Here is a 14,974-nt window from a genome sequence, read left to right as displayed (position 1 = left end):
GGCCGGGCTCCGCCCCGCCCGTCGCCAACGCCGTCAGCAGGGCGGAAATACGTCAGGGCCGGAAGGGCGTCGCCCCTCCGGCCCTGACCCGAGTCGGGATCGCCGCGTCAGCCGCTCATGGCGCGACGTCGCGCGAGGGCGCGCTTGCGGCGCACCGTCATGAACCCGGCGACGAGCACGGCCACGCCGGCCAGCGCGGTCAACGGCAGGCCGACCGTGCCGAACGGGCTGCTGTCGCCGTTGTTGGCCGGCGGCGGCGCGGCCATGTCCTGCTCCCGGTTCGCGGCCGGCTGCGGCGCGGGCCCGGTGGTGGTCGCCGTCGCGTTGTTGGCCGGCTTCGGCGGCCCGTCGACCAGCTCGCCGACCTTCGTCACGTTCCTGGGCAGCGAGACGAAGGCGTAGTCCAGCAGCTTGGCGCCCTGGAGCCAGGGGGGAGTGGGCTGGTTGCTGGTGTTCAGCAACGTCACCACGAGCCGGCGGTTGTTCCGCTCCGCCGCGCCGATGTAGGTGTGGCCGGCGTCGTCGGTGAAGCCGGTCTTGCCGCCCAGCGCCTGCCGGTACTCGTGGACCAGCTTGTTGTCGTTCTGGATCCGGCCCGGCTTCGACAGGTTGGGCATGTCCAGGAACTTGGTGGCGTCCATCGTCCGGAAGTCGCTGTTGGACATCGCCTTACGGAAGATCAACGCCAGGTCGTAGGCCGAGGTCATCTGGCCGGGGCCGTCCAGGCCGGAGGTGGTCGCGGCCTGGGTGTCCAGCGCCCCCAGCTCCTTGGCCAGCTTGTTCATCTTCGCGACGGCCTGCTCCTGCCCGCCGAGCTGTCGCCCGATCGCGTGGGCCACGTCGTTGCCGGACTTGATGAGCAGCGCGGTCAGGAGCTGCCGCACCGAGTACTGCTTGCCGGGGATGAGACCGACCTTGGTCTCCTCCACGGCCGCGTCCTCCTCGGTGGCCGTCACCTTGTCGTCGAGCTTCAGCTCACGCAACGCCGTCAGCGCGGTGAGCACCTTGATCGTGGACGCCGGCCGCAGCCGGGCGTGCGGGTTGTGGGCCGCCAGGACCTCGCCGGTGTCGATGTCCGCCACCAGCCACGAGGAGGCCGGGGCCAGCTCGGGCGGCGGCGTGGGGGCGCCGGCGGGCAGCACGTCACCGCACTCACCCATCCGGGGACCCCCGACCGGCTGTTCCGGCACGGGCGGTGGCGGCGGGGAGGGCTTGCCCGGCTTGGGCTGCTCCGAGTTGTCCACCGGGGCCGGCGGCGACGTCTTGTTGTCACAGGGCTTCTGCGGTTCCTGCTGCCGGGGCATGGCCTCCCGCGGGTGCGGCGCGGCCACGGCGGACGTCGGAACCAGCACGGTGCTGAGCAGAGCGCCGGCGGCGGCGAGGAGCGCCACGGCCGAGCGGCGAACCTTGGTGGGAGGCATCGAAGCCAGGCTAACCACCCCTGCGCGGCCGGTGGTACCCGCCACCACTGATACTGGAGCCGTGACCCTCTCCCGCCGCAGCTCGCTGTTCCTGCTCGCCTTCGCGGTGTGGACCTGGGTGATCTGGCCGAACTTCCTGCGCAACATCTGGAACGACCCCCGTTCCTGGACCGACGGGGGCGGCCCCACCTCGTTCTTCACCGTGCACCTGTTGCTCGTGCTGGCCTCGCTGGCCTTCGGCACCGTGATCGGTGTCATCGGCTGGCGCGGTTGGCGCGCCGCGCGTGCGCGCGACTGACGTCACACCCACCACGCCGAGGAAGGACGACCCCGTGGAGTTCGTGCGCAACCTGCTGGTGTTCCTGCACCTGCTGGGGATGGCGGCGCTTGTCGCCGCGTTCCTGTTGCAGCGTAGGACGGCGCCCGGCGGCCCGCTGAACAAGGCGTGGCTGCACGGCTCCCTGCTCCAGTTGCTGACCGGCATCGCCCTGGTGGGCGTGGCCGAGGCCGCGCACCGCGAGGTCAACCACGTCAAGATCGGCGTGAAGCTGGTCGTGCTGCTGGTGATCGCCGGCTTCGCCGCCGCCATGTCCAGCAAGAAGACGATCCCAGCGTGGCTGACGCCCACCATGGCCGCGTTGGTCGTGGTGAACACGGGCGTGGCCGTCTTCTGGCACTAGATCCGACGCCCGGGCGGGGCCGCACCCCGCCCCGCGCGGGACCGGTCGCCCCCGGCCCGTCGCCCCGGCCCGTCGTCACGGCACGTCGTCATGGTCCACCGCCACCGGTCCGAGCCCTTTCCCGACATGGCTCGGACCGGTGGCGTGTCCGTCTTTCGGGCCGGCATGGAACTACGGGATGTGCCGAAACGACCCCGGAAAAGGTGATGGCCCCTCACCGGAACCGGTGAGGGGCCACACCACACGACGGGTTCGAGGTCACACCCTGCGGAACAGCAGGGCGCGCTTGACCTCCTGGATCGCCTTGGTGACCTGGATGCCACGCGGGCAGGCGTCCGTGCAGTTGAACGTGGTGCGGCAGCGCCACACGCCGTCCACGTCGTTGAGGATGTCCAGCCGCTCCTCGGCGCCCTCGTCCCGGCTGTCGAAGATGAACCGGTGGGCGTTGACGATGGCGGCCGGGCCGAAGTACGAGCCCTCCGACCAGTACACCGGGCACGAGGTCGTGCAGCAGGCGCACAGGATGCACTTGGTGGTGTCGTCGAAGCGCGCCCTGTCGGCCTGGGACTGGATGCGCTCCCTGGTCGGCTCGTTCCCCGAGGTCATCAGGTAGGGCTTGACCGCGCGGAACGCCTCGAAGAAGGGCTCCATGTCGACCAGCAGGTCCTTGTGCACCGGCAGGCCCTTGATCGGCTCCACGGTGATCGTGGTGGCCTTGCCCCCGCCGGACATCAGGTCCTTGACCAGCACCTTGCACGCCAGCCGGTTCACGCCGTTGATGCGCATCGCGTCCGAGCCGCAGATGCCGTGCGCGCAGGACCGGCGGAACGTCAGCGTGCCGTCCAGGTACCACTTCACGTAGTGCAGCAGGTTCAGCACCCGGTCGGTGGGCAGCGCGGGGACCTCGAAGGAGTCCCAGCGCGGCTCGCTGTCCACCTCCGGGTTGAACCGGCGGATCTTGACGGTGACGGTGGTCGAGCCCTCCGGCGCCGGCGGCACCGGGCCGCGGCTACCCGCCGGGGGAGCGGTCTCAACGGTCGCGGTCATCAGTACTTGCGCTCCATCGGCTGGTAGCGGGTGATGGTGACGGGCTTGTAGTCCAACCGGATGTCGGCGGTCAGGACCTGCTGCGGCGTCTTCTCGTGCGCCTTGCCCGGCTCGATGCCCTGCTTGTAGGCCATGGTGTGACGCAGGAAGTTGACGTCGTCCCGCGCCTGGTAGTCCTCGCGGGCGTGGCCGCCGCGCGACTCCTTGCGGTTGAGCGCGCCCTGGACCAGGACCTCGGCCAGGTCGAGCAGGAAGCCCAGCTCGACCGCCTCCAGCAGGTCGGTGTTGAACCGCTTGCCCTTGTCCTGGATGGACACGCGCGCGTACCGCTCCTTGAGCGCCTGCACGTCGGTCAGCGCCTGCTTGAGCGTGTCCTCCGTGCGGTACACGGAGGCGTTGAGGTCCATCGTGGTCTGGAGCTCGGTGCGGATGTCCGCGATCCGCTCGCCCCCGGTGGACGAGCGCATGCCCTCGACGATGGAGACCACGAAGTCGGCCGGGTTCTCCGGCAGCTCCACGTGCTCGTGCTCGGTGGCGTACTCGGCGGCGGCGATGCCCGCCCGCCGGCCGAACACGTTGATGTCCAGCAGCGAGTTGGTGCCCAGCCGGTTCGCGCCGTGCACCGAGACGCACGCGCACTCGCCGGCCGCGTACAGGCCGGGGACCACGTTGTCGTTGTCCCGCAACGCCTCGCCGCGGATGTTGGTGGGGATGCCGCCCATCGCGTAGTGCGCGGTCGGGTAGACCGGCACCGGCTCGGTCACCGGGTCGATGCCCAGGTAGGTCCGGGAGAACTCGGTGATGTCCGGCAGCTTCGCGTCCAGCACCTCGGCGCCGAGGTGGGTCAGGTCCAGCAGCACGTAGTCCTTGTTCGGACCGCAGCCGCGACCCTCGCGCACCTCGGTGGCCATCGCGCGGGCGACCATGTCACGCGGCGCGAGGTCCTTGATGGTGGGCGCGTAGCGCTCCATGAACCGCTCGCCCGAGGCGTTGCGCAGGATGCCGCCCTCACCGCGGGCGCCCTCGGTGAGGAGGATGCCCAGGCCGGCCAGGCCGGTCGGGTGGAACTGGTAGAACTCCATGTCCTCCAGCGGCAGGCCCTTGCGGAACACGATGCCCATGCCGTCGCCGGTCAGCGTGTGCGCGTTGGAGGTGGTCTTGAAGACCTTGCCGAAGCCGCCGGTGGCGAACACGACGGCCTTGGCCTGGAAGACGTGGATCTCGCCCGTGGCCAGCTCGTAGGCGACCGCGCCGGTGCACACCGGGCCGTTCTCGGTCTCGGTGAGGCAGATGTCCAGGACGTAGAACTCGTTGAAGAACTCGATCCCGTGCTTGACGCAGTTCTGGTACAGCGTCTGGAGGATCATGTGGCCGGTGCGGTCGGCCGCGTAGCAGGCGCGGCGCACCGCGGCCTCGCCGTGGTTGCGGGTGTGGCCGCCGAACCGCCGCTGGTCGATCTTGCCCTCGGGCGTCCGGTTGAACGGCAGGCCCATCTTCTCCAGGTCGAGGACGGCGTCGATGGCCTCCTTCGCCATGATCTCGGCGGCGTCCTGGTCGACCAGGTAGTCACCGCCCTTGACCGTGTCGAAGGTGTGCCACTCCCAGTTGTCCTCCTCGACGTTGGCGAGGGCGGCGCACATGCCGCCCTGCGCCGCGCCGGTGTGCGACCGGGTGGGGTAGAGCTTGGTCAGCACCGCGGTGCGGCAACGCTGGCCGGCCTCGATGGCCGCGCGCATGCCGGCGCCGCCGGCACCGACGATGACCACGTCGTACTTGTGGAACTGCATCGCTGGTTCTCCCTGCCGGCCGACGCGTCAGGACCCGACGTCCGGGCTGAAGGTGAAGATGACGAACGAGCCGAGCGCGACGATCAGCACGGTCGCCGTGTACAGCAGCATCTTCAGCCAGAACCGGGTGGCGTCCTTGCGGGCGTAGTCGTTGATGACGGTGCGCAGGCCGTTCGCGCCGTGGAGCTGGGCCAGCCACAGCATGGCCAGGTCCCAGAACTGCCAGAACGGCGAGGACCACCGGCCGGCGACGAAGGCGAAGTTGATGCGGTGCACGCCGCCGTCGAGGATGTTCATGATGAACAGGTGGCCGAGCACCAGCACGAGCAGGGCCAGGCCGGACAGCCGCATGAACAGCCAGGCGTAGAGCTCGACGTTGTTCCGGCGGGCGGGGCGGCGGCGCGGCGAGCGCGGGGCCGCGAGCTCCGGCGCGGAGTCGACAGTCGCGGTCATCGGTCAGTGACCCCCGATCATCTCGGTCACCGTGCGCTCCAGCATGAAGTAGGCGCCCGGGATCATGACCAGCAGCCAGATCACCGCGATCACCCAGAACATGGCCCGCTGCACCTTCGGGCCCTTCGACCAGAAGTCGACCAGGATCACCCGCACGCCGTTGAGGGCGTGGTAGAGGACCGCGCCGACCAGGCCGACCTCCATGAGGTTGACCAGCGGGTTCTTGTACAGGGCGATGGTCTCGTCGTACGCGTTCGGCGACACCCGCACCAGGGCGGTGTCGAGCACGTGGACGAACAGGAAGAAGAACGTGAGCACCCCGGTGACCCGGTGCGCGACCCACGACCACATGCCGAGGTCGCCGCGATAGAGCGTCCCGCCCGAGCGGGAGCTGCCCGCCCGCGCGGGGACGTCCGCGGTGCCCGCCTCGGCGGCGGTGGTGCTGGCCATGGTGGACGGCCTCCAACGTCGCTGGTGGACTGCGGCCCCGCAGTTCGGGAGCGAACGGGGCCTTGACCTTCCGGATGCTAGTCCTGGCTGGTCCGGGCGGCCCAATGGCGTCGACCACTGTGTGATCGATGAGACAAGCGGGTCACCCGGCCGCACACGGGACGGTGTGGGCCCTGGGTGTGGCGTCCGGGTCGCCTCCGCTCGGGGGAGCGCGGTCGGACCGGCTATGACGTTGGTGTCGGCGGTGTTCCGCGCCCCGCCGTCGCGCGTTCCTCACCCCTCCTGGTCGTGCTCGATCGTGTTCTTCCCTGTCGTGTCCGCCCGTCGCCGCCCGTCGCCGGCCGTCGCCGGCGCCGTGCCGTCTCCCGGTCGTCCGGTCAGGTCCGGTCGGGCGGCGGCGGGCGCCCTCGCCCCGCCCTCCGATGTCCGTCCAGACAGGACTCCCAGTTTCCCCTCGGCCGCGCCGGCGACACCGTTCTCATCCCGGGCTCACTCCGGCCCCCGCTCCGGCGGCGGCCCCGCGTCCGCGTCAGCGCCGTTCCCGGAGCTGTTCTCGAAGCCGTCCTCGATGCCCTCGGAGAGGAGGGTGATGGCGCCGTTCAGCTCGTTCAGCCGCTCGGACTGCCGGACGAGGGCGTCGAGCATGGCGCCGATCCGCGTCGCGATCTCCGCGCCCACCCCGGCGGCCCGCTCCCTGGCCACCACGCGCAAATCCTCGGCCGACGGCACGCCGGAGACCGCCGCGGCCATGCCCTCGCCCACCAGGTCGCCGACCAGGGCGGTGACCCGGTCGTGCGCGAAGTCCCGCGTGCCGAGGGCCAGCAGCCCCGAGGTCCTGACCACGGTGGCGGTGCCGTCGATCGCCGCCGCGAGCGCGTCGAACCGCTCCCGCTCCTCCTCGTCGGTCAGCAGGGTGGCGTTGTCCCGCACCTGGTCGGCGTAGGCCTTCAGCTCCGCCAGCGCGCCCTCGGCGGCCGGCCGGTCGGGGACGAGCATGCCGAGCTGGGCGCACAGCGCCCCGAGCGGCTCGGCCAGCCAGCCGAGGCCGGCGTGGTGGAGCGGGGCCAGCGGGTCCGGCACGGTCTCGGCGAACGCGTCGAGGCCGGCCGACGGGTCGACGGGCAGGCCGAGCGCGACCACCTCCGCCGAGGACTCGGCGACGACCTCGCGCACCACCCTCCGGTAGCTCCCGACCTCCCCGTGGCAGTTGATGTCGTGCCAGTCGACGCTCGGTGTCTCCCCCACGCCCGTAGGACGCGTGGGACGCGGGGTTGGGTGCCCCGACAGGTGCACGGGAATTCTTCACGACAATCGAATGGACATGGTGGAATCCGCTCCGGGCGGGTGGGACGGGGCGGCCCACTGCGGAGCGTCATCGAGGTGGGCCGCGCTGCTGTCATGGCCCAACGATTCGGTCACGCGACCGGGCTTCCGCGCGGCCCACCAGGGACGACGATGTACGGTCCCAACCCTCGGACCCACCAACGGGGGTGGGAGTCGCTTCTCGGTACTGCGGGAGACCCGCACCCGAGGTCATGAGCGGGAGGAGAACGAGCCGTGCGTCGAATGCGTGGCGTTGCCCTCACAGCCATCGCGTTGACCGGCGCCCTGTCGCTGGTCGGGTGCGCCAAGGACACCGGAGGCGGGAAGAGCCCCGGTGGGGGCGCCGCGGCCGGCCAGGGCTGCAAGCTGAACCCCAAGCCGGACGTGCCCGCCGCCGCGGCGACCAGCTCGACCACGGCGGAGAAGGTCGACGGCAGCGCGCTGAAGGTCGGACTGGCCTTCGACATCGGCGGCAGGGGCGACGCGTCGTTCAACGACGCCGCGGCCAGCGGTCTGGACAGGGCCGCCGCCGAGCTGGGCATCAAGCCGGAGAACGTCAAGGAGGTCACCGCCTCCCCGAACGAGGACGAGTCGGCCAAGCAGACCCGGCTGCGCCAGCTCGCCCAGGACGGCTTCAACCCGATCATCGGTGTCGGCTTCGCCTACGCCGAGTCGCTCAAGGCCGTGGCCCCGCAGTTCCCCAACACGCGGTTCGCGATCGTGGACGCCACCGTCGACGGCGCGCCGAACGTGACCCCGCTGGTGTTCGCCGAGGAGCAGGCCTCGTTCCTGGTCGGCGTGGCCGCCGCCTACAAGAGCAAGAACTGCCACGTGGGCTTCGTCGGCGGCGTGGAGACCCCGCTGATCCAGAAGTTCGAGGCGGGCTTCGTGCAGGGCGCCAAGGCGGCGGCCCCCGACGTCAAGATCGAGCGGAAGTACCTGACCAGGGCCGGCGACTTCACCGGCTTCCAGGATCCGGAGAAGGGCAACCAGGCGGCGCGCGGCCAGATCGACGCCGGCGCCGACGTGCTCTACCACGCGGCCGGCGCGTCCGGGAAGGGCGTGTTCTCGGCGGCCAAGAGCGGCAACGCCCTGGCCATCGGCGTCGACTCCGACCAGGCCAAGCAGCCGAACCTCGCCGACGTGAAGGACATCATCATCACGTCGATGCTCAAGCGGGTCGACGTGGCCGTGTTCGACCTGGTGCGCGCGGTGGCCAAGAACGAGGTCGCGTCGCTGCCGAAGACGTTCGACCTCAAGGTCGACGCGGTCGGTTACTCCACGACCGGTGGCAAGGTCGACGACATCAAGGACGTGCTGGACGCCTACAAGGCCCAGATCGTCGCCGACAAGATCAAGGTCTCTGACAAGCCGGGCAAGTGAGCGCATGAGCGACCGGGGCCCGAGGAGCGGTCCGAGGCGTCCGTGAGCCACCCTGCCCTTCCGGCGCGTGGACGCCGACCGGGTGTGGGTGCCCCACGGGGCACGGCCTCCTCGGGCCCCGGCGCTTGAGGAGCAACCGAGATGACCACTACCCACCCCGGCGACCGCGCGGTCGTCCTCGCCGGGATCACCAAACGGTTCCCCGGCGTGGTCGCCAACCGCGACGTGCGCCTGACCGTGCGGCGCGGCGAGGTGCACGCCCTGTGCGGCGAGAACGGCGCCGGCAAGTCGACGCTGATGAAGATCCTCTACGGCATGCAGCAGCCGGACGAGGGCACGATCGAGGTCAACGGCGAGCAGGTCCGCTTCCGGTCCCCTGCCGACGCGATCGCGGTCGGGATCGGCATGGTGCACCAGCACTTCATGCTCGCCGACAACCTGACCGTGCTGGAGAACGTGGTGCTCGGCGCCGAGCACCTGCACGGGATCGGCGGGAGGGCGAGGAGGCGGATCGCCGAGCTGGGCCGGCAGACCGGGTTCGCCATCGACCCCGACGCCGTCGTCGAGCAGCTCGGCGTGGCCGACCGGCAGCGGGTGGAGATCCTCAAGGTCCTGTACCGGGGCGCGCGGATCGTCATCCTGGACGAGCCGACCGCGGTGCTGGTGCCGCAGGAGGTCGAGGAGCTGTTCGTCAGCGTCCGCGCGATGCGGGAGCAGGGCTACACGTTCCTGTTCATCTCGCACAAGCTGGACGAGGTGCGGTCCATCGCCGACTCGATCACCGTGATCCGGCGCGGCACGACGGTCGGCACGGCCGACCCGAGGACCGTGAGCAACCGGCAGCTCGCCGAGATGATGGTCGGCTCCGAGCTGCCCAGCCCGGAGACCCGCGAGTCCACGGTCACCGACCGCCCGGTGCTGGAGCTGCGCTCGCTCACCCTGCGCAGCGCCGACGGCCAGCGCGACCTGCTGCACGACGTCGACCTCGTGGTGCGCGCCGGGGAGATCGTCGGCATCGCCGGCGTCGAGGGCAACGGCCAGACCGAGCTGGTCGAGGCGGTCGTGGGCATGCGCCGGATCTCCTCGGGCCAGGTCCTGCTGTCCGGCAGGGACCTGACGCGGGTCGGCACGCTGGCCCGGCGCGAGGCCGGCATCGGGTACGTCCCCGAGGACCGGCACCGGCACGGCCTGCTGCTCACCCAGCCGCTGTGGGCCAACCGCATCCTCGGCTACCAGACGCGGCCGCCGGTGTCGCGGCGCGGCGGGTGGCTGGACATCGACGGCGCGCGGCGCGACACCGAGCGGATCGTCAGGGAGTTCGACGTGCGCACGCCCGGCATCGAGGTGCCGGCCGCGGCGCTGTCCGGCGGCAACCAGCAGAAGCTGATCATCGGCAGGGAGCTGTCCGGCGAGCCGTCGGTGCTGGTCGCCTCGCACCCCACGCGCGGTGTCGACGTGGGCGCGCAGGCGCTGATCTGGGAGCAGATCAAGGACGCCCGCGCCGCCGGCCTGGCGGTGCTGTTGATCTCGGCCGACCTGGACGAGCTGATCGGCCTGTCCGACACCATCAAGGTGATGCTGCGGGGCCGGCTGGTGGCCGAAGCCGACCCGAGGACGGTGACCCCCGAGGAGCTGGGCGCGGCCATGACCGGCGCCGGCGTCCACGAGCGGGGCGGTGTCGACGATCGGGGGGCCGACGACCGAGGCGCCGACAATCGAGACGCCGACAACCGAGACGCCGACAACCGAGACGCCGACAACCGAGGCGCCGAGGGCCAGGGGACCGGGGACCCCGGGACCGGGGACCCGGCGACGGGCGCCGGGACGGACACGGGGAACGACGAGCGGGGCCACGGGTCCGTCGAAGGGGGTGAGCGGTGATGGGGACGCTGCGCGGCAGGCTGCTGCCGCCGGTGCTCGCGATCGTCTTCTCCGCGCTGCTGTGCACGGTCACGTTGATGGTGTCGGGGGCGAACCCGGCCCGCGGCATCGCCGCCATGGTGACCCAGGTCGGTGAGGGCAGCGTCGCGGTCGACATCGTCAACTCCGCCGCCGTGTACTACCTGGCCGCGCTGGCCGTGGCGATCGGGTTCCAGATGAACCTGTTCAACATCGGCGTGGAGGGCCAGTTCCGGGTGGCCGCGGTGACCGCGGCCATCGTCGGCGCCGCGATCGACCTGCCCACCGGCCTGCACGCCGTGGTGATCATCCTGGTCGCCGCGCTGACCGGGGCGGCCTACGCGGCCATCCCCGCGCTGCTGAAGATCACCAGGAACGTGCACGAGGTGATCTCGTCGATCATGCTGAACGCGATCGCGGCCGGCGTCATCGCGCTGCTGATCCGCGAGGACATGTTCGGCGAGCTGCGGGGCAGCAACATCGGCACCCACGAGATCCCGGAGAGCGGCTGGGTCGGCGGCATCGGGTTCGGCGACAGGGGCACCCTGTTCGGCCTGGTGTTCCTGGTCCTGGTGATCGGCGTGGGCTACTGGGTGATGATGAACCGCACCCGGTTCGGCTTCGAGCTGCGCGCCTCCGGCGAGTCGCCCACCGCGGCCGCGGCCGGCGGCGTCAACGCCCGGCGGATGATCCTCGTGGCGATGCTGATGTCCGGCGCCGTGGCCGGCCTGGTCTCCATGCCCGAGCTGCTCGGCAGGGACCACACCTACCTGATCACCTCGCCCGCGGGGTACGGCTTCACCGGCATCGCCATCGCGCTGCTGGGCCGCAACCACCCCGGCGGCATCGCCCTCGGCGCGCTGCTGTGGGCCTTCCTGGACAAGTCCTCGCTGGCGCTGGACAACGTCGGCGTGCCGAAGGAGATCGTGACGATCATGCAGGGCTCGATCGTGCTCTCCGTGGTCATCGCCTACGAGGTGGTCCGCCGCGTCGAGCTGCGCGCCGAGCGGCGCCGCGTGGGCCGGGAGCTGGGCGCCAACGGCGACGGCGGCGCAGGGGCCGTGGCCACCGCGTCCACCGCGTCCACCGCGTCCACCGCGTCCAACGAGGGAGGTGCGTCGTGACCGCCCTCGACATGAACCCCGACATGAACCCGGCCGCGGCCCCGATGACCGAGCCGGTCCCGCCGCGCCGGCGCAGGATCCCCGGCTGGGCCGTGGGCATGCTGTGGGTCGCGGTGGCGGTGGTCGTGCTGTCGACCACGTCCTACCTGACCGGGCTGCCGCAGCTCACCTCGTCCGGCACGGCGCAGTCCGCGCTGCGGCTGGCGTTGCCGATCATGCTCGCCGGCCTGGGCGGTCTGTGGGCGGAGCGGGCCGGCGTGGTGAACATCGGCCTCGAGGGCATGATGATCCTCGGCACCTGGGGCGCGGCGTGGGCCGGCTACCAGTGGGGGCCGTGGGCGGCCGTCGTGGCCGCGGTGGCCTTCGGCGCGCTCGGCGGCCTGGTGCACGCCGTCGCCACGGTGACCTTCGGCGTCAACCACATCGTCTCCGGCGTGGCGATCAACCTGCTCGGCGCCGGCCTCACGAAGTACCTGTCGACGCTGCTGTTCGAGCCGATCTCCCGCAACCCGCGCGAGTCGCCGATCGTGCCGAAGTTCGACACGTACTCGGCGCAGCCCCTCGGCGACTGGCTCGGCGAGCTGGAGGACATGCAGCGGGTCGGCCTGTCCGACGTGGCCGGCATCCTGCGCGGCCTGGTCACCGGCGTCTCGCCGCTGACCATGATCGCGCTGCTGCTGGTGCCGGTGAGCTTCCTGGTGCTGTGGCGCACGCCGTTCGGCCTCCGGCTGCGGTCCTGCGGCGAGAACCCCGTGGCCGCCGAGTCGCTGGGCGTCAACGTCTACCGCTACAAGTACCTCGCGGTGATCGCCTCCGGCGCGTTGGCCGGCCTGGGCGGCGCGGCGCTGGTGCTCCAGCCGGGCCAGCCGGGCTACCTGGAGGGCCAGACCGGCAACCGGGGCTACATCGGCCTGGCGGCGATGATCTTCGGCAACTGGCGGCCCGGCGGCCTGCTGGGCGGCTCCGCCCTGTTCGGGTTCGCCGACGCGCTCCAGCTTCGCTCCGGCGGCGCGACCGTGCACGCGTTGCTCTACGGCGCGTCGCTGGTGGTGGCGGCGCTGGTCGTCGTCCAGCTCTTCCGGCGGAACTGGATCGCGGTCGTGGTGGGCGCGCTGTCCGCCTCGGTGCTGTACGCGATCTACTGGTACACCGACGAGCTGCCCGAGCAGCTCACGACCTACGCGCCGCAGTTCGTCACGCTGATCGTGCTCGCCGTGTCCGCGCAACGCCTGCGACCACCGGCCGCCAACGGCGTGATCTACCGGCGCGGCGAGGGCGACTAGCCACCGACCGGCGCGCGAGGCGCGCCCGCGCACGACGGGGACGGCCGTCGCCCACCCTCCACGGTGGACGACGCCCGTCCCCGTCGCTCATTACGGTGTCCCCTGTGGACATCGAGGTCGACTGGGACGCCCTGCGGCAGGCCGCCACCCGCGCCGCCGCCACGGGCTACGCGCCGTACTCCGGGCTGCTCGTGGGGGCCGCCGCGCTGTGCGACGACGGCAGGGTGGTCAGCGGGTGCAACGTGGAGAACGCCTCCTACGGGCTGGGGCTGTGCGCCGAGTGCACGATGGCCGGCCAGCTCCGGCTCACCGGGGGCGGGCGGTTCGTGGCGGTCGCCTGTCGCAGCGGCGACGGCGACCTGCTCATGCCGTGCGGCCGGTGCCGCCAGGTGCTGTACGAGCTGGGTGGACCGGACTGCCTGGTCGACACGCCCCGCGGCCCGCTGCCCCTGCGGGACGTGCTGCCGGACGCGTTCGGGCCGGAGGATCTGCGCTGAGCGCGGGGCCCGCGTCGGCGTCGGCCGGTTCGTACGATCGGCCGATGAAGCAGACGCATTCCGCGATCGACGTCATCCGCGCGAAGCGTGACGGTCACACCCTGACCGACGAGCAGATCGACTGGGTGATCGACGCCTACACCAGGGGCGTGGTCGCGGACGAGCAGATGTCCGCGCTGGCCATGGCGATCTTCCTCAACGGCATGTCGGTCGCCGAGACGGCGCGCTGGACCAGGGCGATGGTGGCCTCCGGCGAGCGGCTGGCGCTGTCCGGCGTCGACCGGCCCACCGTCGACAAGCACTCCACGGGCGGCGTGGGCGACAAGATCACCCTCCCGCTCGCGCCGCTGGTCGCCGCCTGCGGCGCGGCCGTGCCGCAGCTCTCCGGCCGCGGCCTCGGGCACACCGGCGGCACCCTGGACAAGCTGGAGTCGATCCCCGGCTGGCGGGCGGGGCTGAGCGCCGAGGAGATCTCCCGGCAGCTCGGCGAGGTGGGCGCGGTGGTCTGCGCCGCCACCGAGGGGCTGGCCCCCGCCGACCGCAAGCTCTACGCGCTGCGCGACGTCACCGGGACCGTGGAGTCGGTGCCGCTGATCGCCAGCTCGATCATGAGCAAGAAGATCGCCGAGGGCGCGGACGCGCTCGTGCTGGACGTCAAGGTCGGCTCCGGCGCGTTCATGAAGACCGAGGAGGACGCCCGCCAACTGGCGCGGACCCTGGTCGGCATCGGCGACGAGCACGGCCTGCGGGTCACCGCGCTGCTCACCGACATGTCCGTGCCGCTGGGCAGGGCGGTCGGCAACGCCGTCGAGGTCGCCGAGTCGGTCGAGGTGCTGCGCGGCGGCGGCCCGGCCGACGTGGTCGAGCTGACCGTGGCGCTGGCCCGCGAGATGCTCGCCCTCGCCGGGCTGTCCGATGTGGACCCGGCGCCGGTGCTGGCCTCCGGGGCGGCGTACGAGACCTGGTGCCGCATGATCCGCGCCCAGGGCGGCGACCCCGAGGCGCCCCTGCCGACCGCGGCGCACGTGCACGTGGTCGAGGCCCCGCGCGACGGGGTGCTCACCCGGCTGGACGCCTACGCGGTGGGCGTGGCCGCGTGGCGGCTCGGCGCGGGCCGGGCGCGCAAGGAGGACCCGGTGCAGCACGCGGCGGGCGTCCTGTGCCTCGCCCGGCCGGGCGAGCGGGTCGCGGCGGGCCAGCCGTTGCTGGAGCTGCGCACCGACACCCCGGACGCGGTGCCCGCCGCGCTCGCGGCCCTCGACGGCGGCTACGAGATCGGGGACGCCGCGCAGGAGCCCCGGCCCCTGGTGATCGACACGATCTACGGCTCGGTGCGCTGACCCGGGCGCTCCCGCCCGAGGCCGGCCGCGCCCGGCCGCGCCCGTTCCTCGGCCCGCCCGCGCCGAGGGGCGGGCGGGCCGTCGTGGGGCAACCGGGGCGCGCTCCGCGTGTTCACCCGGCGGCGGACTGATCCATCCGTTCGGGGCCGCCGCGAGCACGCGGAACTGTCAGCCCCCACGGGCACTCTGGAAATCGGGGGTACCCCCCAGCGGGTTTACCCCTCGGAACGCTGCCCGGGGCCAACCTCACCCTGGCTCGGGAAACGGGAAGGGGGCGCGCCAGATGA

Annotated in this window: 13 protein-coding genes and 1 pseudogene; 8 read left to right on the top strand and 6 right to left on the bottom strand. The window is 72.0% G+C overall.

The features are described 5' to 3' along the window. Positions 1 to 107: 107 nt before the first annotated feature. On the bottom strand, positions 108 to 1,421 hold the full coding sequence (locus LX15_RS21080) for a D-alanyl-D-alanine carboxypeptidase family protein (protein WP_253671344.1): 1,314 nt from the start codon (positions 1,419 to 1,421) through the stop codon (positions 108 to 110). Positions 1,422 to 1,482: 61 nt separating this feature from the next. Here LX15_RS21080 and LX15_RS21075 point away from each other — a divergent pair, with 61 nt between their 5' ends. Both LX15_RS21075 and LX15_RS21070 read left to right on the top strand, forming a co-directional pair. Beyond that, positions 1,483 to 1,719 (top strand): SCO4848 family membrane protein, encoded by a 237-nt coding sequence (locus LX15_RS21075; RefSeq protein WP_253671343.1) that lies wholly within the window; start codon positions 1,483 to 1,485, stop codon positions 1,717 to 1,719. A 34-nt stretch (positions 1,720 to 1,753) separates the two neighbouring features. Continuing rightward, a complete protein-coding gene (locus tag LX15_RS21070; RefSeq protein WP_253671342.1) occupies positions 1,754 to 2,101 on the top strand; it encodes a hypothetical protein in 348 nt (115 codons plus the stop codon). Between the two features lie 258 nt (positions 2,102 to 2,359). Here LX15_RS21070 and LX15_RS21065 read toward each other — a convergent pair whose 3' ends face one another. From LX15_RS21065 to LX15_RS21045, 5 genes are all read right to left on the bottom strand, one after another. After that, positions 2,360 to 3,148, bottom strand: a complete 789-nt coding sequence (locus LX15_RS21065) for a succinate dehydrogenase iron-sulfur subunit (RefSeq protein ID WP_253671341.1) — start codon at positions 3,146 to 3,148, stop codon at positions 2,360 to 2,362. Beyond that, entirely contained in the window at positions 3,148 to 4,935 is a 1,788-nt protein-coding gene (sdhA, locus tag LX15_RS21060) for a succinate dehydrogenase flavoprotein subunit (protein ID WP_253671340.1), read from the bottom strand. Before sdhA ends, LX15_RS21065 begins: the two co-directional genes overlap by 1 nt. A 27-nt stretch (positions 4,936 to 4,962) precedes the next feature. Next, the gene (locus tag LX15_RS21055) at positions 4,963 to 5,388 is read right to left on the bottom strand and encodes a succinate dehydrogenase hydrophobic membrane anchor subunit (RefSeq protein WP_253671339.1); all 426 of its coding nucleotides are present in this window, start codon (positions 5,386 to 5,388) and stop codon (positions 4,963 to 4,965) included. 3 nt (positions 5,389 to 5,391) lie between these two features. Then, the gene (sdhC, locus tag LX15_RS21050; protein ID WP_253671338.1) at positions 5,392 to 5,838 is read right to left on the bottom strand and encodes a succinate dehydrogenase, cytochrome b556 subunit; all 447 of its coding nucleotides are present in this window, start codon (positions 5,836 to 5,838) and stop codon (positions 5,392 to 5,394) included. Positions 5,839 to 6,327: 489 nt separating this feature from the next. Beyond that, the gene (locus tag LX15_RS21045; protein WP_253671337.1) at positions 6,328 to 7,083 is read right to left on the bottom strand and encodes a hypothetical protein; all 756 of its coding nucleotides are present in this window, start codon (positions 7,081 to 7,083) and stop codon (positions 6,328 to 6,330) included. A 321-nt stretch (positions 7,084 to 7,404) separates the two neighbouring features. Between LX15_RS21045 and LX15_RS21040 the strand changes: the two genes are divergently transcribed. From LX15_RS21040 to LX15_RS21015, 6 genes and pseudogenes are all read left to right on the top strand, one after another. Then, complete coding sequence (locus LX15_RS21040; protein ID WP_253671364.1) at positions 7,405 to 8,544, top strand: BMP family lipoprotein; 1,140 nt, start codon at positions 7,405 to 7,407, stop codon at positions 8,542 to 8,544. 141 nt (positions 8,545 to 8,685) lie between these two features. Next, positions 8,686 to 10,200, top strand: a pseudogene (locus tag LX15_RS21035) (ABC transporter ATP-binding protein); the annotation flags it as partial. Positions 10,201 to 10,424: 224 nt separating this feature from the next. Then, the gene (locus LX15_RS21030; protein WP_253671335.1) at positions 10,425 to 11,567 is read left to right on the top strand and encodes an ABC transporter permease; all 1,143 of its coding nucleotides are present in this window, start codon (positions 10,425 to 10,427) and stop codon (positions 11,565 to 11,567) included. Positions 11,568 to 11,590: 23 nt separating this feature from the next. Continuing rightward, positions 11,591 to 12,850: an ABC transporter permease gene (locus tag LX15_RS21025; protein ID WP_372502767.1), complete on the top strand. Its 1,260-nt coding sequence runs from the start codon at positions 11,591 to 11,593 to the stop codon at positions 12,848 to 12,850. A gap of 110 nt (positions 12,851 to 12,960) precedes the next feature. After that, positions 12,961 to 13,347, top strand: coding sequence for a cytidine deaminase (locus tag LX15_RS21020; RefSeq protein ID WP_253671362.1), 387 nt, complete (start codon positions 12,961 to 12,963; stop codon positions 13,345 to 13,347). Between the two features lie 44 nt (positions 13,348 to 13,391). Then, the gene (locus LX15_RS21015) at positions 13,392 to 14,687 is read left to right on the top strand and encodes a thymidine phosphorylase (protein WP_253671334.1); all 1,296 of its coding nucleotides are present in this window, start codon (positions 13,392 to 13,394) and stop codon (positions 14,685 to 14,687) included. Positions 14,688 to 14,974 lie beyond the last annotated feature (287 nt).

Origin of the sequence: Streptoalloteichus tenebrarius, from assembly GCF_024171885.1 — a bacterium.
In the GTDB taxonomy this organism is placed as follows: Bacteria; Actinomycetota; Actinomycetes; order Mycobacteriales; family Pseudonocardiaceae; genus Streptoalloteichus; species Streptoalloteichus tenebrarius.
The sequence above is the reverse complement of the archived record's forward strand: the minus strand, read 5'-3'. Positions and strand labels throughout refer to the sequence as shown.